19 protein-coding genes, 1 tRNA gene and 1 pseudogene are annotated in these 21,584 nt (G+C 68.5%); 5 read left to right on the top strand and 16 right to left on the bottom strand.

The annotated features are described in order from the left end of the window. Position 1: 1 nt before the first annotated feature. From QM633_RS03700 to buk, 5 genes are all read right to left on the bottom strand, one after another. A complete protein-coding gene (locus QM633_RS03700; RefSeq protein WP_415152380.1) occupies positions 2–1,192 on the bottom strand; it encodes an acetyl-CoA C-acetyltransferase in 1,191 nt (396 codons plus the stop codon). Continuing rightward, positions 1,189–2,127 (bottom strand): phosphate acyltransferase, encoded by a 939-nt coding sequence (locus QM633_RS03695; protein ID WP_415152379.1) that lies wholly within the window; start codon positions 2,125–2,127, stop codon positions 1,189–1,191. Before QM633_RS03695 ends, QM633_RS03700 begins: the two co-directional genes overlap by 4 nt. Next, positions 2,124–3,104 (bottom strand): phosphotriesterase, encoded by a 981-nt coding sequence (locus QM633_RS03690; RefSeq protein WP_415152378.1) that lies wholly within the window; start codon positions 3,102–3,104, stop codon positions 2,124–2,126. The genes QM633_RS03695 and QM633_RS03690 overlap by 4 nt, the downstream gene beginning before the upstream one ends. A gap of 61 nt (positions 3,105–3,165) precedes the next feature. Continuing rightward, a complete protein-coding gene (locus QM633_RS03685) occupies positions 3,166–4,026 on the bottom strand; it encodes a 3-keto-5-aminohexanoate cleavage protein (RefSeq protein ID WP_415152377.1) in 861 nt (286 codons plus the stop codon). A gap of 31 nt (positions 4,027–4,057) precedes the next feature. Continuing rightward, complete coding sequence (gene buk, locus QM633_RS03680; RefSeq protein WP_415152376.1) at positions 4,058–5,182, bottom strand: butyrate kinase; 1,125 nt, start codon at positions 5,180–5,182, stop codon at positions 4,058–4,060. Between the two features lie 89 nt (positions 5,183–5,271). Here buk and QM633_RS03675 point away from each other — a divergent pair, with 89 nt between their 5' ends. Next, entirely contained in the window at positions 5,272–6,150 is an 879-nt protein-coding gene (locus QM633_RS03675; protein WP_415152375.1) for a LysR family transcriptional regulator, read from the top strand. Positions 6,151–6,214: 64 nt separating this feature from the next. On the opposite strand, the gene QM633_RS03670 is transcribed toward QM633_RS03675, so the two are convergent. Together QM633_RS03670 and QM633_RS03665 are read right to left on the bottom strand one after the other, a co-directional pair. Next, entirely contained in the window at positions 6,215–7,126 is a 912-nt protein-coding gene (locus QM633_RS03670) for an enoyl-CoA hydratase/isomerase family protein (protein ID WP_415152374.1), read from the bottom strand. Positions 7,127–7,356: 230 nt separating this feature from the next. Continuing rightward, the gene (locus QM633_RS03665) at positions 7,357–8,349 is read right to left on the bottom strand and encodes an enoyl-CoA hydratase/isomerase family protein (protein WP_415152373.1); all 993 of its coding nucleotides are present in this window, start codon (positions 8,347–8,349) and stop codon (positions 7,357–7,359) included. Between the two features lie 295 nt (positions 8,350–8,644). On the opposite strand from QM633_RS03665, the gene QM633_RS03660 reads away from it, so the two are divergent. Next, entirely contained in the window at positions 8,645–8,866 is a 222-nt protein-coding gene (locus tag QM633_RS03660; RefSeq protein ID WP_415152372.1) for a helix-turn-helix domain-containing protein, read from the top strand. A gap of 202 nt (positions 8,867–9,068) precedes the next feature. On the opposite strand, the gene QM633_RS03655 is transcribed toward QM633_RS03660, so the two are convergent. The 5 genes from QM633_RS03655 to QM633_RS03635 all read right to left on the bottom strand — a co-directional run bounded on the left by QM633_RS03655 (position 9,069) and on the right by QM633_RS03635 (position 13,196). Continuing rightward, on the bottom strand, positions 9,069–9,896 hold the full coding sequence (locus tag QM633_RS03655) for a hypothetical protein (RefSeq protein WP_415152371.1): 828 nt from the start codon (positions 9,894–9,896) through the stop codon (positions 9,069–9,071). A gap of 5 nt (positions 9,897–9,901) precedes the next feature. Next, the gene (locus QM633_RS03650; RefSeq protein WP_415152370.1) at positions 9,902–10,849 is read right to left on the bottom strand and encodes a ParB/RepB/Spo0J family partition protein; all 948 of its coding nucleotides are present in this window, start codon (positions 10,847–10,849) and stop codon (positions 9,902–9,904) included. Then, positions 10,849–11,760 carry a DNA adenine methylase gene (locus tag QM633_RS03645; RefSeq protein ID WP_415152369.1) on the bottom strand — a complete coding sequence of 304 codons (912 nt, stop codon included), beginning with the start codon at positions 11,758–11,760 and terminating at the stop codon, positions 10,849–10,851. The genes QM633_RS03650 and QM633_RS03645 overlap by 1 nt, the downstream gene beginning before the upstream one ends. Before the next feature lie 384 nt (positions 11,761–12,144). Further along, a complete protein-coding gene (locus QM633_RS03640; RefSeq protein ID WP_415152368.1) occupies positions 12,145–12,675 on the bottom strand; it encodes a hypothetical protein in 531 nt (176 codons plus the stop codon). A 447-nt stretch (positions 12,676–13,122) separates the two neighbouring features. After that, positions 13,123–13,196 (bottom strand) — tRNA-Val (locus QM633_RS03635). Positions 13,197–13,277: 81 nt separating this feature from the next. On the opposite strand from QM633_RS03635, the gene QM633_RS03630 reads away from it, so the two are divergent. After that, positions 13,278–14,915 (top strand): serine/threonine-protein kinase, encoded by a 1,638-nt coding sequence (locus QM633_RS03630; RefSeq protein WP_415152367.1) that lies wholly within the window; start codon positions 13,278–13,280, stop codon positions 14,913–14,915. Positions 14,916–14,925: 10 nt separating this feature from the next. On the opposite strand, the gene QM633_RS03625 is transcribed toward QM633_RS03630, so the two are convergent. The 4 genes from QM633_RS03625 to QM633_RS03610 form a co-directional block, all read right to left on the bottom strand. Next, entirely contained in the window at positions 14,926–15,822 is an 897-nt protein-coding gene (locus QM633_RS03625; RefSeq protein ID WP_415152366.1) for a tyrosine-protein phosphatase, read from the bottom strand. 19 nt (positions 15,823–15,841) lie between these two features. Beyond that, positions 15,842–16,267 (bottom strand): DUF3052 domain-containing protein, encoded by a 426-nt coding sequence (locus tag QM633_RS03620; RefSeq protein ID WP_415152365.1) that lies wholly within the window; start codon positions 16,265–16,267, stop codon positions 15,842–15,844. Between the two features lie 79 nt (positions 16,268–16,346). After that, positions 16,347–19,139: a pyruvate dehydrogenase (acetyl-transferring), homodimeric type gene (gene aceE / locus QM633_RS03615; protein ID WP_415152364.1), complete on the bottom strand. Its 2,793-nt coding sequence runs from the start codon at positions 19,137–19,139 to the stop codon at positions 16,347–16,349. A 64-nt stretch (positions 19,140–19,203) separates the two neighbouring features. After that, positions 19,204–20,229: a PHP domain-containing protein gene (locus QM633_RS03610; RefSeq protein ID WP_415152363.1), complete on the bottom strand. Its 1,026-nt coding sequence runs from the start codon at positions 20,227–20,229 to the stop codon at positions 19,204–19,206. 321 nt (positions 20,230–20,550) lie between these two features. Here QM633_RS03610 and QM633_RS03605 point away from each other — a divergent pair, with 321 nt between their 5' ends. Together QM633_RS03605 and QM633_RS03600 are read left to right on the top strand one after the other, a co-directional pair. Next, a complete protein-coding gene (locus tag QM633_RS03605) occupies positions 20,551–20,742 on the top strand; it encodes a hypothetical protein (protein ID WP_415152362.1) in 192 nt (63 codons plus the stop codon). Continuing rightward, positions 20,739–21,584: pseudogene (locus QM633_RS03600) on the top strand (PucR family transcriptional regulator); the annotation flags it as partial. The gene QM633_RS03605 and the pseudogene QM633_RS03600, both read left to right, overlap by 4 nt.

Genomic DNA, 21,584 nt, shown 5'->3' with positions numbered 1-21,584 from the left:
CTCATGCCTCCAGCAGCAGGGCGTCGCCCTGTCCGGTGCCGCCGCACAGGGCGGCTGCGGCACGTCCGGTGCCACGTCGGTACAGCTCGTGGGCCAGGTGGGCGACCAGCCGGGCGCCGGACTGGCCGATCGGGTGGCCGTAGGCGATCCCGCCGCCGTGGATGTTCACCTTGTCCAGCGGCACGGCGAGCTGCCTGACGGCGTAGACGGCGACCGCGGCGAAGGCCTCGTTGATCTCGACCAGGTCCAGGTCGTCGACGGTCCAGCCCTGCGTGTCCAGGGCGGCGAGGATCGCGCTGCCCGGCTGCGGCGCGAGCGCCGGCGACGGCCCGGCCACCTGCGCGTGGGCACGCAGGGTGGCCAGGATCGTCCAGTCGTGGGCCTCGGCGTTCGCCCTCGTGGTGAGGACCACAGCGGCTCCCCCGTCGTTGATGCTGGAGGAGTTGCCGGCGGTCAGCGTCCCTTCCGGGCGGAACGCGGGACGCAGCCTCGCCAGGATCTCGACGGTGGTGTCGGCGCGGATTCCCTCGTCGGCGTCCACCACGGTGTCGCCCCTGCGGCCCGGGATGGTGATCGGGACGATCTCGTCGTCGAACACACCCTCGGCCCACGCCTTTGCCGCCAACTGGTGGGAGCGGGCGGCGAACGCGTCCTGGTCCTCGCGGCTGGCCGGGTAGTCGGCGGTACGCCGGTCCGTGTCCAGGCCCATCGCCTCGTGGCTCCAGGCGTCCGAGAGCCCGTCGTTGGCCATCGAGTCGATCGCGGTGACATGCCCGAAGGTCCACCCAGAGCGGGAGCCGACGAGCAGGTGCGGCGCGCGGGTCATCGACTCCATCCCGCCGGCCACCACGACGGTCGCCTCACCGCAGCGGATCATCCGGGCGCCGTCGATGACCGCGGTCAGGCCCGACAGGCACACCTTGTTGACGGTGTTGGCCGGCACGTCCCAGCCCAGTCCTGCGGCGATCGCGGCCTGCCGCGCCGGGCACTGCCCGAGCCCGGCCTGCAGCACGTTGCCCATCACGACGTGGTCGACGGCGGCGGCGTCGATGCCGGCCCGCTCCAGCGCGCCGCGGATCGCAGCCGCCCCCAGCTCGACGGCGCTCACCTCCGACAGGCCGCCCTTGAGCCGTCCGTTGGGGGTGCGGGCCGCACCGACGACGACCACGTCGCCGGGCTGCTTGTCTGTCATTGCTGTACTCCTCGGGTTGTGGGTGCCCCGGCGGCGCTGAGCAGGCTGCACAGCAGCAGCGAGGCGAGCTTCTCCTCCATCGATGCGCTGCGGGAGGTCAGGCCGACCGGGACGCGGGCGCCGACCAGACAGCCGGCGAGGGTGTTGCGGGGGTCTGAGTTCCAGATCTTGCTGATCACGTTGCCGGTGACCATCTCCGGCACCAGCAGCATGTCGACATCACCGGCGTACGGGTTGTCGTAGCCCTTGACGGCGGCGGCCTCCCGGCTGGTGGCCAGGTCGAACGAGATCGGGCCGACGACGACGGCGTCCCCGAACTCGCCCCGCTCGCTCATCGCGGCGAGCTCGGCGGCGTCCACGGTCTCCGGGATCTTCGGGCTGACCGTCTCGGCCGCGCACAGGGCCGCGACCACCGGAGCGTCGATGCCGAGGCTGCGCAGCGCGTCCGTGCAGACCTCGACGATCCGGGCCTTGTCGGCCAGGGTCGGGTGCGGGATGACCGCGGAGTCGCTCATCGCGAGCAGCTTGTGGTAGCTGCCCAGTTGCATCAGCCCGAAGTGGGTGATGAAGCCCCGCTCGTTCAGCCCGGTCTCCTTGTTCAGGATCGGACGCAGCAGGTCCGCGGTCTGCATGCCGCCCTTGAGGATGAAGTCGGCCTCGCCGTCGCGGACCAGCCGGACGGCGACCGCGGCCGGGTTCTCGCCCTCGGGGCAGTCGACCACGACATGCGGCTCCACCACCTCCAGGGTGGCGAGCAGGTCGGCGATCGCCGCGGCCGGCCCGACCAGCACCGGGGTGAGATAGCCGTCCCGCGCGGCCAGCATGACGGCCTCGAGGGCGTGGGCGTCCGCGGCGCCCGCGACGGCGCAGCGTTGCGGCCGCGCGGTCAGCGGGCGGGCGTCCCTCAGCTCGGCGAAGGTGGCGTAGCTGCTCACCGATCGCCCCACAGGCTCGCGATGTTGCCGACCAGCAACTGGTCGATGTCGGCGTCGGTGAGTCCACGCTCGAGCAACCCGGGGACGATGTAGTCCCCGATCCGGGTGATCTTCCAGTACTCGGCGCCCGGCAGCGAGCGGAAGCCGTCCCAGCTGCGCCCCAGCCAGGTCGCGATGCTGTCCTGGGACCAGAAGATCCGGTCCAGGTAGCCGCGGTCGGCGAGCGAGACGACCGTGTCCATGCGGTCGTCGTCGGTGATGTCGTTGAACAGGCGGTTCCCACCGGTCCGGTCGTAGCCGATGCCGACGCCATAGGAGAGCACGGCGAGCTGGTAGTCGAGGTCGTGCGCGTTGCCGCACATGTGGCCGACGATCGTCTTCGACGGGTCCGCACCGGCCTCGATGAGCGCACGGGCCTGCTCGGGGCCCATCGTGCCGCCCTCGGTGTGGGTGATGATCGGCGCACCGGTGGCCTGCTGCGCGCGTGCCGCGGCCTTGATCACCACGTGCTCGTAGTCGGAGATGGCGCCGTGGCCGGTGCCGAGCTTCATGATCCCGGCCTTGACCCCGGTGTCGCCGATGCCCTCGGTGAGCTCGGTGATGAACAGGTCGGCCAGCTCCGAGACGGTGTCGGTGAACAGGCTGCGCATGTCGAAGTAGGCCGAACCACCGTGGTGCTCCCGGTAGTAGCCGGTCGCGCAGATCACGGTGAAACCGGTCTCCTCGGCGATGCGCTTCAGCAGCAGCGGGTTGCGCCCGCAGTCGTTCGGCGTCGCCTCGAAGATCGTCGAGAAGCCCTGGGCCTGGATGGAGGCGAGGGCGGCGTTGCCCGCCGCGACGATGGCGTCCTCGTCGTAGGTCCACATCGTCCGGTCGCCCTCGTGGCCCGGGTAGCCGAAGACCAGATGCTCGTGCATCAGGGTCCGGCCGAGGGTGGCGACCTCGACCGGACCGCTGACCGTGTTGACGGGGCTCATGCGGGGCCCCCGCAGAGTTGTTCGGAGCGGCGCAGCGGAGCAGAAGACCTCTGTGGGGTGTTCATGCCGCGTTGACCATGCCCTCGTGGGACGGGATGTCGAGGATCTGGCGAGCCTCGTCGGGGGTGGCGACGTCCTTGCCGAAGTCGCGGATCACCCGCACCGCGCGCTCCACGAGCTGCAGGTTCGTCGCCTTCACGCCGCGGGAGAGGTAGACGTTGTCCTCCAGCCCGACGCGGACGTGGCCGCCGAGGGCGAGGGTGGCGTAGACGATCTTCTGGTTGTCCCTGCCGACGCCGAAGGCGCCCCAGGTCGCCTCCGCGGGCAGCAAGCCCTTCAGGTAGATCAGGCTCTCCACGTCCGCCGGCATCCCGCCGGGGACGCCGAGCACGAACTGGTAGTGCAGCGGCGCGTTGAGGATGCCGAGCTTCGCGTAGTGGGCAACGTTGTACATCTGGCCGGAGTCGAAGATCTCGAACTCGGGCTTGATGTTCAGCTCGGTCAGGGTGCGGCCCAGGCGCTCCAGGAACTGCGGGGAGTTCACGAACACGCCGTCCGGCATCCAGTTGAACGATCCGGCGTCGAAGGTGCCGATCTCCGGCGTGACGTAGGGCAGGTGGGCGAGCCGCTCCTCGTCGCTGGCCCGGTTGTCGCCGGCGGTGGTGAAGTTGATCACGACGTCGCAGTCGGGGTGGTTGCCACGGAGCAGCTGCATGGTCTTCTTGAACCGCTCTTTGTCCATGGTGCCGAGGCCCTCGTCGTCGCGCATGTGGAAGTGCACGACGGACGCGCCGGCCTGCCACACCCGGTAGGCGTCTTCGGAGATCTCCTCCGGGGTCATCGGGATGGCGTCGTTGATCGACTTCGGGGTGACGGCGCCGGTGAGCGCCGCGGTCAGGACGACCTTGTTGGACAGATCCATGGTTGGTTTCCTTCTTCGTAGGGGTTGCTGATCAGGCCAGGAAGCTGGGACGGGCGATGATGTCCTCGAGGCTGGAGTAGCCGGCGGGCAGCACGTCGTAGTCGTGGACCGGTTCCTCCCCCCGAAGGACCCGTAGGCCGCCGGCGGCGAGGGCCTCCATCTCGTTCTCGCCGGGGATGACGGTCACCGGGGCGATCCAGGAGACGAGTTCACAGACCCAGCCGGTGAACAGCTCCGAGTGCGCGATGCCGCCGGTCAGGATGATCTGGTCGACGTTGCCGGCGCGGACGGTGGCGAGCTGGCCGATCCCCTTCGCGACGCCGTAGGCCATCGCGCGGTAGATCAGCTCGGCGTGCTCGTCGCCGGCGAGGATCCTCCGCTCGACCTCGCGGACGTCCTGGGTGCCGAGGTGCGCGGCGATCCCGGTCCTGCCGGCCAGGTACATCCGCATCTGCGCGTGGGTCATGCCGGAGGTGTAGACGAAGTCGGTGAGCAGCCGGGTCGGGATCGCGCCGCCACGCTGCGGGGACATCGGGCCTCCGTCGTCGTAGATCCAGTCGGCGACCCGCCCGTGGTCGTGGAAGGCCATCGTGATGCCGCCGCCGAGGTGCGCGACGACCAGGTTCAGCTCGGTGTACTCCGACCCGATCGAGGCGGCGTACTTCCGTCCGGCCGCCTTCGGGTTGAGCAGGTGGTAGACCGGCATGTTGACGATCTCGGGGACCCCGGTGATCTTGGCGATCTCGTCGACCGCGTCCACGCAGGTCGGGTCGTAGATGATCACCGGGATGCCGGTGCCCTCGACCAGTTCGCGTCCGATCAGGCAGCTCAGCGCGGACGCGTGCTGGGCGGCCGGCGCATAGGTGAGGGTGGCCACCATCAGCTCGTTCACCGCGTACGCCCCGTCGCGGGGGACGTGGTGGATCGTGCCGGCCCGCGCCACCACGATCTCCGCGCTGGCCGGGTCAAGATCGTTGTGGAGGAGGAACTCGCGCACCTGCGCCGTGCGGTACCCGGTCTGGTCGAGCACTTTCGGCATGGTGGCGAGGTCTGCCAGCGGCACGTCGATGGAGGCGCGGGCGAGCTCCCGGTCGTCGTCGAAGAAGGCGACCTTCGTGGAGGTCGACCCGCAGTTGATGGTGAGAATCCGGCTCATGGTGTGGTGGCTCCGCACAGTTGGAGGACAGGGAGATGGCCTAGGCTTTCCAGCTGGCCGGTCGAGGAGAGTCGAGCAAGGGAGCGCGCGTGGACCTGCAGTCGCTGAGGTACTTCCAGTTCGTGGCGATGTACCGCAACTTCAGCAAGGCGGCCGAGCACTTCTACATCGGCCAGTCCGCCCTGAGCAGGCAGATCGCCAACCTGGAGAAGGAACTCGGCGTCCAGCTGTTCGTCCGGGACACCCGCAACGTGCACCTGACCGACGCCGGCGCGGTGCTCTACGACGAGTGCGAGCTGCTCCTTCGCCACCACGAGTTGGTGTTCCGCAAGCTGGAGGCCGCGAAGTCGGGAGCGTCCGGACAGCTCGGGATCGCCACCGTGACCAATTTCGGCGCGGCGTTCACCGCGCTCGTCCAGCGGTACGCCGCCGCGTACCCGAACGTGCGGACCCGGATCGACGACGTGGCGTTCCCGCAACTCAGCGACAGCATCCTGCACGGGGTCTATGACCTGGCGTTCACGCTCGACTTCGAGGTTCCGGCCAACGACGCGCTCGCCCAGATCTCGATCGGGCACGACCACTTCGTCGCGGTGATGCGCGAGGACTACCCGTTCCCGCCCGGTGAGGTGGTCACGATCGCCGAGCTGCTCGCCCAGCGCCTGATCATGCCGCGTCATGTCGACCCTCCGGTGCTGCGTGCCCTGCAGCTGGCCGCGCGGAACAGCACCGAGCCGAGCCCGGGCATCTCCTTCGTGCCGAACACCCCGACCGCCGTGCTCAGGGTGGAACTCGGGCTCGGGATCTCGATCCAGCCGAGGTTCATCAGTGACACCGCCTTCCAGGGTGTTCCGATCCGGGTGTGTGAGCTGGCCGACCTGGACACGCAGTTCGACCTGGTGGCGATCTACCGGAAGGACAACCGGCAGCAGACGCTGCTGAACTTCCTGGCGATGATCAACCGCTGACCGGGTCCGGTGCGCCGGACGGGGCCGGCCGGTCAGCGGCGACCGGCCCCGTGCGGGGCGAGGCTCAGTTGGCCTCTTCCGCACGCCGGGCGACGGCCTCGCGGTCGACGTTCTCCGGCAGGTCCAGCGCACCCTTGTAGTCGGGCTTCAGGTTGAGGTAGTCGTTCATGGACTGCATGTTCGAGTGCTCGTGGGAGTCGGTGAACATGCCGAAGCACTCGGTGCCGAAGGTCATGTCCAGGTCGTCGACGATCCGCTGCTTCCAGCCGCGGCGCATCACCTGGGTGGCCAGGCGACGGGTGTAGCGGTTCTGGGCCATCAACAGGTCGGCGATCTCGTAGGCGCGGTCCATCAGCTTCTCCCGCGGCACGAGCTCGGAGACCAGACCGAACTTCAGGGCCTCCTCCGCGGTCATCTTCGCGCCGCTGAGCAGGTACCAGACGGCCTGGCGGTAGGGCATCAGCTGGAAGAAGCAGCTGTGGATGCCGTCGCCGGGCACGTTGCCGACCAGCATGTGCGGGTCGAGGATCGTGATGTCGTCCGCAGCGATGGCGAGGTCGCAGCACAGGGCCAGCTCGGTGTGGCCGCCGGATCCGCTGAGCACGCCCAGGGTGGGCACCTCGACGTCCTGGATCTGGGCGATCAGCATGCGCCGGCCGTCGATGAACATGTGGTTGTAGCGGGTGGCGGCGGGCTCGACGCTCTCCGGGATCCACGACTCCTTCTCGAAGTCGGTGACCCACGCCTCGTCCGTGCCGGTGAAGATGATCATCTCGGTGGAGCGCTCGGTGCCGAGCATGCGCCACATCTTGCCGATGGCGTCGTGCAGCTCCATCGACCAGATCAGCGGACCGCCGAGGGTGTGCATGCGCACGGTGACCACACCGTCCTCACGCCGGTCCATGATGAAGTGCTCCTTGAACATCTCCTTGATCTGGTCGAACGTGGGCCAGTTCACGAAGTTCGTGTTCGGCATTGCCGCTTTCCTTCCTTGAGACGAGACGTCGTCCTCGACATCGCTGGGTGCCGGCCGAGCCCCCCGGAGCCGTGACCCGGGACCGGGTTCGGACGACGCCTCTGTCACGCGCGGTGGGCGTTCAGCCGACATTCATGACGCTAGGCAGGATCCGACAGATGAGGAATTGCGGATCGCGCATGAATCCGGGCCGGCCGGGGCACTGTGGCGAGCGCCCCGGCCGGTGCGACCTACTTGATCTCGTCCTCCTCGCGGCCGCCGTCCAGCCGCGGCCGGATGACCTTGCCCTTCTTCTCCGCGGCCTTGACCAGCTCGGCCTCCTCGTGCGCCCACTCCCAGAAGCTGACCTCGTGCGGCGAGTGCTCGGTCGCGGTGTTCCACATCTCGGTGGCGAAGGCGTTGCGCAGCTCGTTGGCCACGTCCTGCTTCCACGGCTTGCGCAGCTGCTGGACGGTGAGCCGGCGGGTCTGCCGGGTGCCGGTGTGCATGATCAGCTCGGCGATCTCGTGCGCCCGGGCGTAGGCCGCCTCGGTGTCGGTGCAGATCTCGTTGACCATGCCGAGTTCGAGGGCCTTGCGGGCGGTGATGATCTCACCGGTCAGCTCGGCGTACGCGAACCGCTTGCGCCCCATCAGCTCGCGCCAGGCGATCTGGATGCCGTCGCCGGGCACCATGTTGACCCGGAAGTGCATCTCGGTCGTCCACGCGTCCTCGGTGCACAGCGTGATGTCGGAGAAGAGCACGAGGTCGGTGTGGAAGGCCGCCCCGTTCCAGACGCCGATGGTGGGGACCTCGACGTCGAAGACCTGGCCCTCGATGTCGTTGGTGCCGTCGTAGTACTGGTAGTCGTACAGCCGCCACGCGTGCTCGGGCTCGGACGCGAACTCGTGCGCGATCCCCCAGGTACCGTCCGGCTGCTGCCGGCCGATCCCCTTGAACAGGTCGGGCCCGGAACCGCCGAGGATGATCACCTCGTTGTCGGGATCCCGGCCGGCCCAGTCGAAGAAGTAGTGCAGCCCCTGGTGGGCCTGGGCGTTCCACTGCAGGCTGTCGCCGTTCGTGTGCATCCGTGCTTCCAGGATGCCGTTCTCCCGCTTCATGATGAGGAAATCCTTGAGCCGCTCGGAGTACTCCTCGAACGGCATGTGCGGGATGGTGCCGAGCTCGGCGTGGCTGAGCTCCTTGCGCTTTCCGGCGTCGGACTCGTAGTTGCCCCGGATCATCTGTCTGTGTTTCCTTCCCTGCCTGAGTCGTGGCGCCGTTGCGGCACCGTCTACCTGCCGGCCGAGCACCCGTGACGGAATCGCGACCCGTGGACGGAGCAGTGCAACACCCTTGTCACAGCACGGTGAGCGGTCAGCTGACGTCCTTGACGCTAGAAAACCCCGAAGGGATGGGGAAATGCCGAAAGCGCATGAATCGGCGGCGCACTCCCCCCGACCGGGAGCGGCGCATCAGGGGTGGCTGGGGCGGATTCGAATCACATGAGTTGAAACGAGTCGAACGGCTGGAAGCCGTGTGGAACTGGCGAGGCTGGGTCTCAGCTCGTCGGGCTCACCGACTGATGGTGGGCTCGCTGGGGCAGTGGCCGAGCCAACGAGACGGAATCGAACGCCCCTGACGGCTCACCAGATAGACGCGATTCAAACGGCGCGCGACAGCGGCGAGAGCGTCATGTCGATCGCCCGTCGGTTCGGGGTGAGCCGGATGACGGTGTGGGACAAGACTCGGACAAGATGAAATGAAGGCCTGGCCACCGACGTGGCTCCGACTGAGAATCGCCGAGAATCCGCGTGCTTTCGCGGTTCTTCTGGGGTTCAGTGGACCGACGTGCACCGGTTAGTGACGGCCAATCTGGTCACCTTCGAGAGCAATTTGTCACCAAAGTGCTCACCTGTCTGACGTCGATGGAAGTTGAGGCCGTCCGGCCCCGTCGCCTCGACTACTTGAGCATCGTCATAATGTTGACGATGACGATCAGATCTTTCCCGACTTTGCCGCGGAGGTCCTGTAGGCGCTTCCCGGACTTGTGCTTGAAGTGAGCGACCGTGACACGCCTCGGGTTGATTCGAGCCATCGCCTGAGTCGCCCGGCTCTCAATCTGGGTCGGCGCCGTGATCTCGGCAAACGCATGTTCCAGTTGCCCGAGTGTCATCTTCCCGATTTTCGCCTGGGTGTACTTGATTGACTTACCGTTGGCGCTCACGAACGTGACCCGTTGTGCCTTGACTGCTTTCTGCAGGTACTCGCATGCCCTGGTTGCGAGTGCCACGCAAGCATCTTCGTACGCTTCTTTCCACTCCCCTCGGCTCCATAGATCCTTGGCGTGACCAAGCGTCTTACGCAGACCTGCGGGAAGAGCTGGGAAGTCGACGTTCAAGCTCAGGTCGTGTGGCGCCGACAATGATGAGACCGTAGTGTCCGCGATGACGTCGAGCCCTACCTTCAACTCGGCAAGCTTTGACAGTGTCGCCGTCGAGACCGGCTTGCTGCCGGCGATGGCCACAACAAATCGAGTATCGCGCTGCGAAGCACGACCGTACTTGGCCCACTCCTCGGCACGCTTGAGATCAACTACGGAAGAAACTTCATAGAAGTAGTCCTCTCCTGCGTTACGGTACCCGCGAAATACTGGTGTTGTGGGGTACTCCAAGTCCGACGGCTCGACGGTCAGTCGGTAGCCCTGAGACTCAAGCCATTGCCCATAGCGCACAACGGCAGAGAGCAAGTCGTCTGGGACTAGCACAAAGTCCGTTGCGCGGATGGCCATGAGCCTCAGCCCTGGATAATCGCGTTGATCGCATCACGGAGTTCACGCAGGGCAGTCCGCGTTCCCTCGGACAGGGCACCCGCCGGAGGAAGCGCCGCGAGAGTGCTTGCAATCCTGCGAGTCGCCATCTCCAGATTGTGATCGCGCTCTGCCATCTCGACCGATGCGGCGTAGGCAGCCTTGATGGTGAAGTCCGGCTCGGCGATCATGCGCTGCACCGTCGACTTCACGACCGCAGCCGGCACATCGTCGCGCTCAACAGCACGCGCCATGCGCGTCAGGAGACGCGGCTCGACCGTGCTAGTCAGCTTCTTTTCCTTGAACTTGCCAATCAGAGCCCGCTCTAGCTCGGCGCGCTCCTCTTCGGTGACGATCTCCTGGCGCGCAAGTGCTTTGCCACCTCGTGTCACTTCAAGCAGGTGGTCAACGGTCAACGATTGGTCTCCACGCGGTAGCTCCTGCTCGTCCTGGATCAGGGTCAGGTAGTCCTTCGGCAGCGCGAGGATGTTCTTGAGACGCCGAACCTCACCACGACTCAGGCTGGCGAGTTGCGCTAGCTGGGGTTCAGTGGGTGCCCTGCCTTCGTTCTTCTCGTAGAGCTCCTCCAGTTGCTTGAGCTTCAGAGCCGTCGGCAGCGGATCCCAGTCAGAACGCGCGTTGTGGATCGCGAACATCATCATGATGTTCTGCATCAGAGGCGGCTCCGGCTGGACGATGATCGGAACCCGCCGCAGCCCAAGCTTCTTGGCGCAGCGCCAACGACGCTCACCGTCGAGGAGGACATATCCGCCGTCGGATGCCTCGTAAACGGTCAGCGGTACGAGGATGCCATTGGCGGCGATGCTGTCTTCTAGTTCGAGTAGCTCCTTTTCGCGGAAGACGAGGCGCGGATTCTCCGGATTCGGCCGAATCTCGCTGGGTGCGGCGACTTTGACGGTCGATTCAACGTCCATCAGTCCGCCCTTCCGATCAGGAGAATCTCGGTTGTACGACCGCGCTTGGCGCTGGACGCTGCGAGGGTTGACGCCCGCTCGATGACGACCTGAGTGAAGCCGTCGTAGAGCGCAGTCACCTTCTCGTGGTTGGCGTTAGTGACCAACACCGTCGCTCCTCGACCGACTGCTCGGCGGGCGGCTGTGGCGAGCCGCACCTGGTCGTCCCAGGAGAAGATCTTCTCGTTGTACTCGATAAAGCCGTTGTTGTTGTGCGAGGTGACATACGGCGGATCAATGAACAGAAAATCTCTCGGTCCGGCAAGGTCAACGCTGGCCTCGAAATCGCCACAAGACAAGCTCGCGCGCCCCCCTGCAAGGAGCTTCTGAACATCGCGCAGATTCGCCAGGTCACAGACGAAGTCGCTCTTCGGAGCACCCCAGGGCACGTTGAACTCGCCGCGGAGGTTCACCCTGTACAGCCCGTTGAAGGCGCCCTTGTTCAGGTAGATGAAGCGTCCTGCCTGCTGCAGATAGCCGCCGCCGCGTTCTGCTCGCGCCGCGTAGTACTGCTCCTTGTTGAGCTCACGACGCGTCGCCTCCCTGTGGACGCCGTTGGCGTTTCGCTGAATGGCTCGCCATGTTTCGACCAGCGGCGCGCAGGCATCATTCAGAACCGCCCGACGCGGTGCCAGCTCCAGGAACAGTGATCCTCCCCCGAGGAAGGGCTCGATGTACCGGTCATAGCTCTCTGGTACGTGGGGCAGGATCTGCGGGAGGAGACGACGCTTCGATCCTGCCCAGCTGATGAACGGCTTCGCAGGCGACGGAGCCACCGCAGAGAAGAGCTCGACGATCGGTCGAGGTTCCGAAGCGGAGACGGTCTGATCCTCGACCGGCCCGGATGGACGGATGGCGGTGGCAGTACTCATCATCGCCCTCCTCGGCTCGTGCAGGTGTCGTCGCACCTATCCTGCCAGAGACCACAGTCTGCCTGGTCGACAGCACCACGCAGCAGACTGGTTGCCTTGGCGAGGTGCTGCTCGAGCTCGGGGAGAGTCATCCGTTCTGCGCCAACGGCACCGGTCGCGTAGGCGGCTGCGCGTGTCAATGCGCTGTCTCCCCTATGCCCGTCAGTGCCGTCTCCTCAGAGCGCTGAGTGCGGCACGGCATCAAATCGACGACGCCACCCAAGCGGCAAATCAGCTGCGCGAGGAGAAGTCCACGCGTCTTGCAGATCGAGGGACAACACGTCGCGTGGAACCGGCACGAGCCTCCGGAGGTGGCAGGCGGGTCCGCCGCCGCTCCGCAGTCCGCTACAGCGGAAGCCCGGTGCTGAGTGCATCGATCAAGTGCCGAGCGGCCTCACTCGACTCGGCGGTTACAACCGCGGACACGCCCGCGGCAACCGGAGCGAGGAGCCCCTTGATCATCGTGAGTCCCCTTTTCACCATCCCCTTGTCGGGGCTGGGCTTCACGATCTCAGCCAGAACAGATTCCGCTTGCTGCCTCGCCTCTGACTCGTCCTCGCCCAAGCCAAGTTCGGCCAGACTCGCGATCAAACCCGCAAGCGTGCGAGCGACTTCTTCGTAGCCCGGAGCAATCTGCTCAACACGGCTCTGCGTTTGAGCTACATCGCCCGTACCACTCCACGCGAGCTGAGCGTTGTCGCCAGTGACCGTGACAACTGGCCCGTGATAGTTGTTCACGGTCGTCGCGCCACCAGCGACGAGACCGGATGCGTCAGCCTCAATGGGCACGCGCACCGGGTTCTTCGCGAACTCTCGTTCGAGCTCGCGCGTCATCTGACGAATGCCCTGCTTGTTGATTTTGAAGCCACTGGCCATGTCCGCTCCTTCGCCGTCCAGACGAACGATCTCACGCGAGACCGACACCACGATGGATCAGGCTGCCTGCGGCGTCGTCATGGGCGGCCAATCCTCGATCTGCAAGAGGCGTGGCACCTCAGGCCAGGCGTCGGCAGGAGCCGAGCAATGTGCGATCGGAGCCTGCGGATTCGGCTGAGATCCGGGCGTGACAATAGGGTGAGCGGGGCTCAACGACTTCGTCGGTTTCAGCCAGGCGCTCGACTGCACCAGACAGCCTCAGGGCTGAGTTGATGTGCTCAAGCCTGTGCACTGCGTAAGACGTCGATCGTGATCACTAGACCCACGCCACGCCGGTTCTCGGGGAGGCGGTTCTCGGTGGCGAGCACCCCGGTGACGATCGCATGCCCCTCCGCTACATCGACATTCCGCCGGACGGCGCGGCAATGCTCACCGCGCTCTACGTCGTGGGCGCAGAGGGGCTCGAACCCCCGACCTCCTCCTTGTAAGGGAGGCGCTCTGACCAACTGAGCTATGCGCCCGCAGGCAGACATCCTAGGGGTATCGCCGAATCGGCCCGGCGTCGTCGGTAGGCTGACCACACCTGGACTGATGGAGCGCGCATGGTGGGATTCCCGGCGATCGGAGACCTGATCGGCGCGTACCGTGTGGACGCCGAGATCGGCCACGGCGGGATGGGGATCGTGTACCGGGCCACCCAGCTCACCCTGAACCGGCCCGTGGCGCTCAAGATCGTCGATCCGCGGCTGGCCGCCGACGCCAGCTTCGTCGACCGGTTCTCCCGCGAGGCGTCCATCCTGGCCAGCCTGGACTCGCCGCACATCATCCAGATCTTCGACCACGGCTCGGTCGACGACTGCCTCTACCTGGCCATGCAGTACGTCGCCGGCGGCGACGTCAGCCAGTTGGTGGGACGCACAGGCCCGCTCCCCCCGTCGGCGGCGCTGCGGATCTTCGCCCAGGTGGTGGAGGCGCTCGGTGACGCCCACGCGCGCGGCATCGTGCACCGCGACGTCAAGCCGAGCAACGTGCTGCTCCGCCCCGAGGCCATCTCCGATCCCTTCGCCTACCTGTGCGACTTCGGCATCGCCCAGGGTCCCGACGGCGGCCTCACCCAGCCTGGCCTGGTCGCCGGCAGCTGGGCGTTCCTCAGCCCGGAGCGGCACTCGGGAGCACCGGCGACCCCGCAGAGCGACCTGTACTCCGCCGCGTGCGTACTCTGGACGATGCTCACCAGCCGCAATGTGTACTCCGGTACCGACGTGCAGGTGGCGATGTCGCACCTGAACGCACCCGTCCCCCAGCTGCCCGGCTCCGATCCCCTGGTTGTCGCGCTCAACCGCTTGCTCTGGGCATGCCTCGCCAAGGACCCCGCCGACCGGCCCGACTCCGCCGCCGAGACCCTGGCGCTCACCCAGCCGGCGTTGCCGCTGGCGGAGGACGTCGGGCCGCTGCAGATCTCCAGGCCCGACTCGGGGATCTTCCGGCCCGCCCGGGTGGTCGGGCTGGAGCCGACCAGAGCCGTGCTCACGAGCGCGTCCCCGGCGGGCCCCTCCCCTGCGGCAGCCGCCGGTCCGGACACCCCTGCCCTTTCCCCGCGGGCCAGGGGCCGCCGTCGGCTGCTGGCGCCGGGCGCCGCCGTCCTCGCCGTGCTGGTCGTCGCCGGGACGCTGGTCTGGTCGGGAGCCCTGGGCCGCCCCGCGGCGGCTCCGCCCCCCGCCACGTCACCCACCGCGTCGCCGTCGTCGACCAACACCGGTTTCGAGTGCTGGGACTCCACCGTCGTGCCGGCGCTGAGCGACTGCTCCGAGCCCCGCGGCCGCAGTGCGCTGGAGTACCTGTACCTGTCGGTCGACCCCGACCTGTGCACCTTTGTCGACTACCGCGCGTCCACCGGCGCGTACGAGTGCACCGTCGGCACCCGCGGCCTGATCCGGTACCGGTTCTGGAACGACTCGGCGGAGTCCAGCGCCCACTACTCCACCAAGTACGCCACCGAGCCCCACGAGACCATGCTGCTGGACGGCCACGAGGTCGGCACGATCTACCGCCTGACGAGGAAGATCCGGGGCGTCCGCACCATGTCGGGCACCTGGCTCGACGGTCACTTCAGCTTCAGCGTGGAGGCCGCCACCGTCGCCGAACGCGAGAGCCTCTTCGAACTCGTCCGGATCCGCGCCTACGATCAGCTGAACGGCCGGCCGGTGGGCGCGGCGGACGAGCAGGCGAGCCTCGGCTGAGCCGTCCACCTCACCCGGCCAGGCGCGTCCTCAACTCGTTGATCGTCGCCTCGGAGAGCCCGAGCCCGGCGGTCAGGTAGCCGTGCAGGTCGCCGTAGCGGCGGTCCAGCTCGTCGAGCCCGGCCTGCAGGTAGCCCGGCCGGACCTCCAGCAGCGCCCGCTCGACGCGCGCGGCGCGCCGGCCCTCCCTCGCCCGTGCCCGTTCGTAGGCGCGCTCGTTCTCGGCGGACCGGTAGCTGTTCGACGCCAGGTACTCCGCCATGACCTGGGAGCGGTCGGCTCCGGCCACGAGCTGGAGCAACGCCGACACCCAACCGGTGCGGTCCTTGCCGTGCGTGCAGTGCACCAGCACCGGACGCTCGGCCTCCGCGACCAGGCGGAGCACCTCCGCCAGCCGCGCCCGCTGGGCCGGCTCGGCCACGAAGGCGACGTTCATCGCCTGCATGTGCGCCCGCGCCTGTGCCACCGTCCGCACGGACGCCGCCGACTCGTGGGTGCCCGCGAACACGTCCACGATCTCGGTCCGCGCCCCGGGCACGGCGGGGTCCGGCGCGAGGCTCGCCACCCGGCGCGACCGCAGGTCGAGAACGAGACCCACCCCCGCACCTTCCAGCGCCTTCAGATCGGCGGCCGACGCGCCGTGCAGGGCGGCCGAGCGGTACACGACGCCGCGGGCCATCGTTCCGCCGCCCGACAGCGCGAGGCCAGGGCCCGCGACATCTCGGAAGTTGACGATGCCCGCCACCGCCGGCGGGGTCCCGGCGGCGGTGGCCGTCGGGACGACCGGTCCCTCGGTGGAGCGGGGAGTGGACGTCGCGGCCGGCGTCGACGCCGTGACCGTCGCGGCCGGCAGGGTGTCGACGGAGCAGCCTGCGACGAGGACGGCCGGGATGAGCACTCCGGCCACCGCACCGAGGCGGGCGAGGTTAACGGCGTCCGCCCTTGGGCCGGACCAGCTTGTGGGCTTCCCAGGTCCTGGACACGGCGGCAGTGTTGGCCAGGGCGAGGCCGGCGGTGAGCGCGGCTTCGGACAAGTCGGCCGGGTCGACGTGGCCCACCCTGCCGATCCGCGGCGTGAGCAGCCAGATGTGGCCCCGATCGGTCAGGTCGGTGAGCGCGTCGACCAGCCCGTCGCCGAGGTCCCCGTCCTCGTCGCGCCACCACAACAGGACCATGTCGACCGCCTCGATGGCCTCGTAGACGAAGTCCTCGCCGAGGATGTCCAGCACCGCCGAACGCAGGTCCTCATCGACGTCGGGGTCCCACCCGAGTTCCTGGACGGCCAGTCCCGGCGCGATGCCGAGCGCAGCAAGAGCCGACGATGCGGGTGATGACCCGGGCGCGGTACTCACGCGCTCCTCCCCACTCTCACAACGGTCGCCGGTAAGGCTTCAGAGTGCCAGAAAGCCCACCTCGTGAAAAGCCGTCGGCTCAGGCGTCCCCTCCGACCGCGCCGGACGCGCCGGCCGTCACGTCGAGGAGCCGGTACTGCTCCGCGGCCTTCGCCGGCCAGCCCGGATCGACCTCGCCGGCCGCGGCCAGCTGCTGCAGGGTCCGCACCACGATCGAGGGGCCGTCGATGTGGAAGAACCGGCGCGCGGCCGCCCTGGTGTCGGAGAACCCGAAGCCGTCCGCGCCGAGCGAGGTGAAGCTCTGCGGGACCCAGTTGAGGATCTGGTCCTGCACCTGGCGCATGTAGTCGCTGACCGCGATCACCGGACCGGGACGGCCCTGCAGCTTCTGCGTCACCCACGGCACCGGGTTGTCCTCGCCGGGGTGCAGGAACGCCTGTTCGTCGCAGCGCAGGCCGTCGCGGCGCAGCTCGGTCCAGCTGGTCACGCTCCACACGTCCGCCACGACTCCGAAGTCCCGCTTGAGCAGTTCCTGCGCCTCCAGCGCCCACGGCACACCCACGCCGGACGCGAGCAGCTGGGCGCGGCGGGCGTCCGCCCCGACACCGTCGAAGCTGCCCTCCTTCAGCAGGTACATGCCCTTCACGATGCCCTCGGCGTCGACGTCGTCCGGCTCCGCCGGCTGCGGCATCGGCTCGTTGTAGACGGTGAGGTAGTAGAAGACGTTCTCGGGGTTCTCGCCGTACATGCGGCGCAGGCCGTCCTCCACGATGTGGGCGATCTCGTACCCGTAGGCCGGGTCGTAGGAGATCACGGCCGGGTTGGTGGCGGCGATCATCGGGCTGTGCCCGTCCATGTGCTGGGTGCCCTCGCCGGTCAGCGTGGTGCGTCCCGCGGTGGCCCCGATCAGGAAGCCCCTGGCCAGCTGGTCACCCGCCGCCCAGAACGCGTCGGCCGTGCGCTGGAAGCCGAACATCGAGTAGAACACGTAGATCGGCACCATCGGGACGCCGTGGGTGGAGTAGGCCGAGCCGACCGCCTGGAACGCTGCGGCCGAGCCGGCCTCGTTGATCCCGGTGTGGATGATCTGGCCCTGGACCGACTCGCGGTAGGCCAGCATCAGCTCGTGGTCGACCGGCGTGTAGTTCTGACCGTGCGGCGAGTAGATCTTGATCGTCGGGAAGAACGAGTCCATGCCGAAGGTGCGGGCCTCGTCGGGGATGATCGGCACGACGTGGGGGGCGAACTCCTTGTCGCGCATCAGGTCCTTGAGCAGCCTCACGAAGGCCATCGTCGTGGCGACCGGCTGGGCCCCGGAGCCCTTCTTCACGCCGCCGTACGCCCCGGCCGCCGGCAGCGGCAGCTTCGCCGGCCGGTCGCGCCGCTCCGGCACGAAGCCGCCCAGTGCCCTGCGGCGCTCCATCATGTACTGGATCCGCTCGTCCCCGGGACCGGGGTTCACGTACGGAGGCTGGTACGGGTTCTCCTCCAGCACCGCGTCGGAGATCGGCATGTCGAGCCGGTCGCGGAACTGCTTGAGGTCGTCCAGGGCGAGCTTCTTCATCTGGTGCGTGGCGTTGCGCCCGGCGAAGTGGCTGCCGAGGAAGTAGCCCTTGATGGTGTGGGCGAGGATGACGGTCGGCGCGCCGTGGAACTCGGTGGCGGCCTGGTAGGCCGAGTACACCTTGTGGTAGTCGTGCCCGCCACGGGTCAGCTTCCAGATCCGGTCGTCGGACCAGTCCTCCACCATCTTGGCCGTCCGTGGGTCACGGCCGAAGAAGTGCTCGCGGACGTAGGCGCCGTCGTTGGCCTTGAAGGTCTGGTAGTCGCCGTCGGTGGTGGAGTTCATCACGTTGAGCAGCGCACCGTCGCGGTCGGCTGCCAGCAGCGGGTCCCAGCCACGACCCCAGACCACCTTGATCACGTTCCAGCCCGCGCCACGGAAGAAGCTCTCCAGCTCCTGCATGATCTTGCCGTTGCCACGGACCGGGCCGTCGAGGCGCTGCAGGTTGCAGTTCACGACGAAGGTCAGGTTGTCCAGGCCCTCGTAGGCGGCCAGCTGGAGTGCGCCCCGGCTCTCCACCTCGTCCATCTCGCCGTCGCCGAGGAACGCCCAGACGCGCTGCTCGGCGGTGTCTTTCAGACCGCGGTTGTGCAGGTACTTGTTGAACTGCGCCTGGTAGATGGCCGCGATCGGGCCCAGGCCCATCGACACCGTCGGGAACTGCCAGAAGTCCGGCATCTGCCGCGGGTGCGGGTAGGAAGGGAGCGCGCGGATGCGGCCGTCGACGACGTGGCTCTTCTCCTGGCGGAAGCCGTTCAGGTCGTCCTCGTCCAGCCGGCCCTCCAGGAACGCCCGCGCGTACATGCCGGGGCTCGCGTGCCCCTGGAAGAACACCTGGTCGCCGCCACCGGGGTGGTCCTGGCCGCGGAAGAAGTGGTTGAAGCCCACCTCGTACAGCGTCGCCGAGGAGGCGTAGGAGGAGATGTGGCCGCCGACGCCGACGCCCGGGCGCTGCGCGCGATGCACCATGATCGCCGCGTTCCAGCGCAGCAGGCGGCGGAACTTGCGCTCCAGGTCGACGTCGCCGGGGTACCACGGCTCCTGCTCCGGAGGGATCGTGTTGACGTAGTCGGTGGCGGTCAGTGACGGCAGGCCGAGGCGCTGGTCGCGGGCACGCTCGAGCAGACGGAGCATGATGTAGCGGGCGCGGTTGCGCCCGTCCTCGTCGATCATCATGTCGAGGGATTCCAGCCATTCGGCGGTCTCCTCGGAGTCGATGTCGGGCAGATTGGTCGGCAACCCGTTCAGGATCGGACCGACGGAATCTCGAGATGCCACTGGGAGCCTTTCGGACGATTTACTACACACGATCGTTGCGCAAGGCTGACCTTACCCGGCCCGGTGGGCGGCGGCGCAGCCGGTGCCCACCAAATCACCGGTGCGAGGTCGTCCACGCGAGCAGGTCGGCCAGCGGCCAGGTGTTGACGATCCGCTGCGCCGGGATTCCGGCGGCCCGCGCCCGCGCCGCCCCGTAGGCGGGGAACTCCAGCTGGCCGGGCGCGTGCGCGTCGGAGTCGATCGCGAACAGGCAGCCGGTCTCCAGCGCCAGGGCCAGCAGGTCGTCGGGCGGGTCGGCGCGCTCCGGGCGGGAGTTGATCTCCACCGCCACGTCGAACCGGCGGCAGGCCTCGAACACCACCTCCGCGTCGAAGCTGCTCTGCGGGCGGGTCCCGCGTCCGCCTGTGACCAGCCGTCCCGTGCAGTGGCCCAGCACGTCGGTGCGCGGATCTGCGATCGCCGCCACCATGCGGTGGGTCATCGGTTCGGAGTCCATCCGGAGTTCGGAGTGGACGCTGGCCACCACCACCTCCAGCTCGTCGAGCAGTTCCGGCGCCTGGTCGAGGCCGCCGTCGGGAAGGATGTCCACCTCGATCCCGGTGAGCAGCCGGGGGCCGTCCTCGCGGTTCAGGACGGCGATGCGCTCGACCTGTGCGCGCAGGCGTTGCGGGCTCAGCCCGTTGGCCACCCGCAGCCGGGGCGAGTGGTCGGTGATGGCGAGGTACTCATAGCCCAGGGCGTCGGCGACCGCCCGCGACTGCTCGGCGGGGACGGAGCCGTCCGAGGCGTCGGTGTGGGTGTGCAGGTCGCCACGCAGCAGCGCCAGCAGCTCCTCGCCCCCGCTCGCCAACGGGCGCGCCTGTGCGCGGAGTTCCGCCAGCCGGTCCGGGACGCGTCCGGCCAGCGACTGGACGATGACGGTGGCGGTGCTCTCGCCGATCCCGCGCAGTTCACGCCAGGAGCCGTCCCTGGCGCGCCGCTCGAACTGGGCCGGTGGCAGCTCGGCGATCGCGTCCGAGGCGGCGCGGAAGGCGTGCACCCGGCGGGGGTCGTCCAGCACCCGCTCCATCAGGAAGGCGATCTCCCGCAGCGCGGCGACCGGATCGGGTGGTTCTGGCACCGATTCAGGGTAAGGATCGCCATCCCGTCGGCGCCACCCCAGACCCTTCTGGAGCACCGGCTCTTCCCGCGTGAAGCCGGCCTTCCGGGTTGAGGACCCGTCCGCGCCGAGGGCCACCCGTCCCGTCGAGAGCCGGCGTCCGGACAGCGGCCCTGGACGCGAACCGTCGCCCTCCGCGACCAAGGATGGCCCTCGATCAACAGCGCCGCCGTCCTCGCCGGACCTGGACCAGGGAGGACCGGCCACCGGACCGGGAAGAAGGCCGCAGGCTCAGGAAGACGCAGACCGACGACACGACGGGGCGGGTCCTAGGATGCGCTCATGGGCCCGTTCACCGACCTGATCGAGAGCACGGCCGGCCAGCCGCGCACCGCTCTGCAGCGGGTGCTCGACCGTGCCCGCGCCGTCGCACCGGCTGCCGTCGAGGACCCCCGTCAGGGCACCTCCGCGCCGCGTTGCCACGGGCATCCGCGGGTCGGCATCCGGGTGTCGGCGATCGGGGCGGCCAGGTGAGCACGGCGGCGGACGAGACGGCAGGCTGGCCGCCGCCGGCGGTTCGCGAGGTGATCTCCCAACGGCTCGGCAGCGCGGCCGCGGAGATGACCACGGCCGCGCTGGCCAGGATCGCGGAGGAGCACCCCTGGTTCGCCGACCTCGACGCCGAGCACCGCTCGTCGATCACGCTGGTGGCCAGGGCCGGCATCGACGGCTTCCTCGAGTGGTACGCGGCGGGCGGGCGGACCGCGGCGCCGGCGGCCATCTTCGACGCGGCACCGCGGGCGCTCGCCCGGCGGATCACCCTCGACCAGACCGTCGACCTGGTCCGGACCACGATCGACACGGTGGAGGACCGGATCGGCGAACTGCCCGGGGACGAGCAGACGCCGCTGCGGACGGGGATCCTGCGCTACTCGCGCGAGGTCGCCTTCGCCGCCGCCCGGGTGTACGCGCGCGCCGCGGAAGTCCGTGGCGCCTGGGATGCGCGGCTCGAGGCACTGGTCGTGGACGCCGTGATCCGCGGCGAGGCGGACGAGTCGGTGGTGTCCCGTGCCTCGACCCTCGGCTGGGCCGCGCCCCCCGCCATCGCCGTGGTGATCGGGTCGGCGCCCGCCGAGCCCGGCCGCGCCGTGGAGCTGATCCGCCTGATCGCCGCCCGGCACTCGCTCGACCTCCTGGCCGCGCCGCAGGGCGACCGGCTGGTGCTCCTGATCGGTGGCGAGCTGGGCTCGACGACCGAACTGATGGGCCACGTGCGGGACTTCGTGGTCCACTTCGGCCGCGGGCCGGTCGTGGCCGGCCCGGTCGTCGCGGACCTCGCCGAGGCGGTCCGCAGCGCCCGCGCCGCCCTCTCCGGG

The sequence above is a fragment of the Propionicimonas sp. genome (genome assembly GCF_047606205.1).
Classification (GTDB): domain Bacteria; phylum Actinomycetota; class Actinomycetes; order Propionibacteriales; family Propionibacteriaceae; genus Propionicimonas.
Note: the sequence above shows the minus strand (reverse complement) of the source record. Positions and strands in the feature narration are given on the sequence as shown.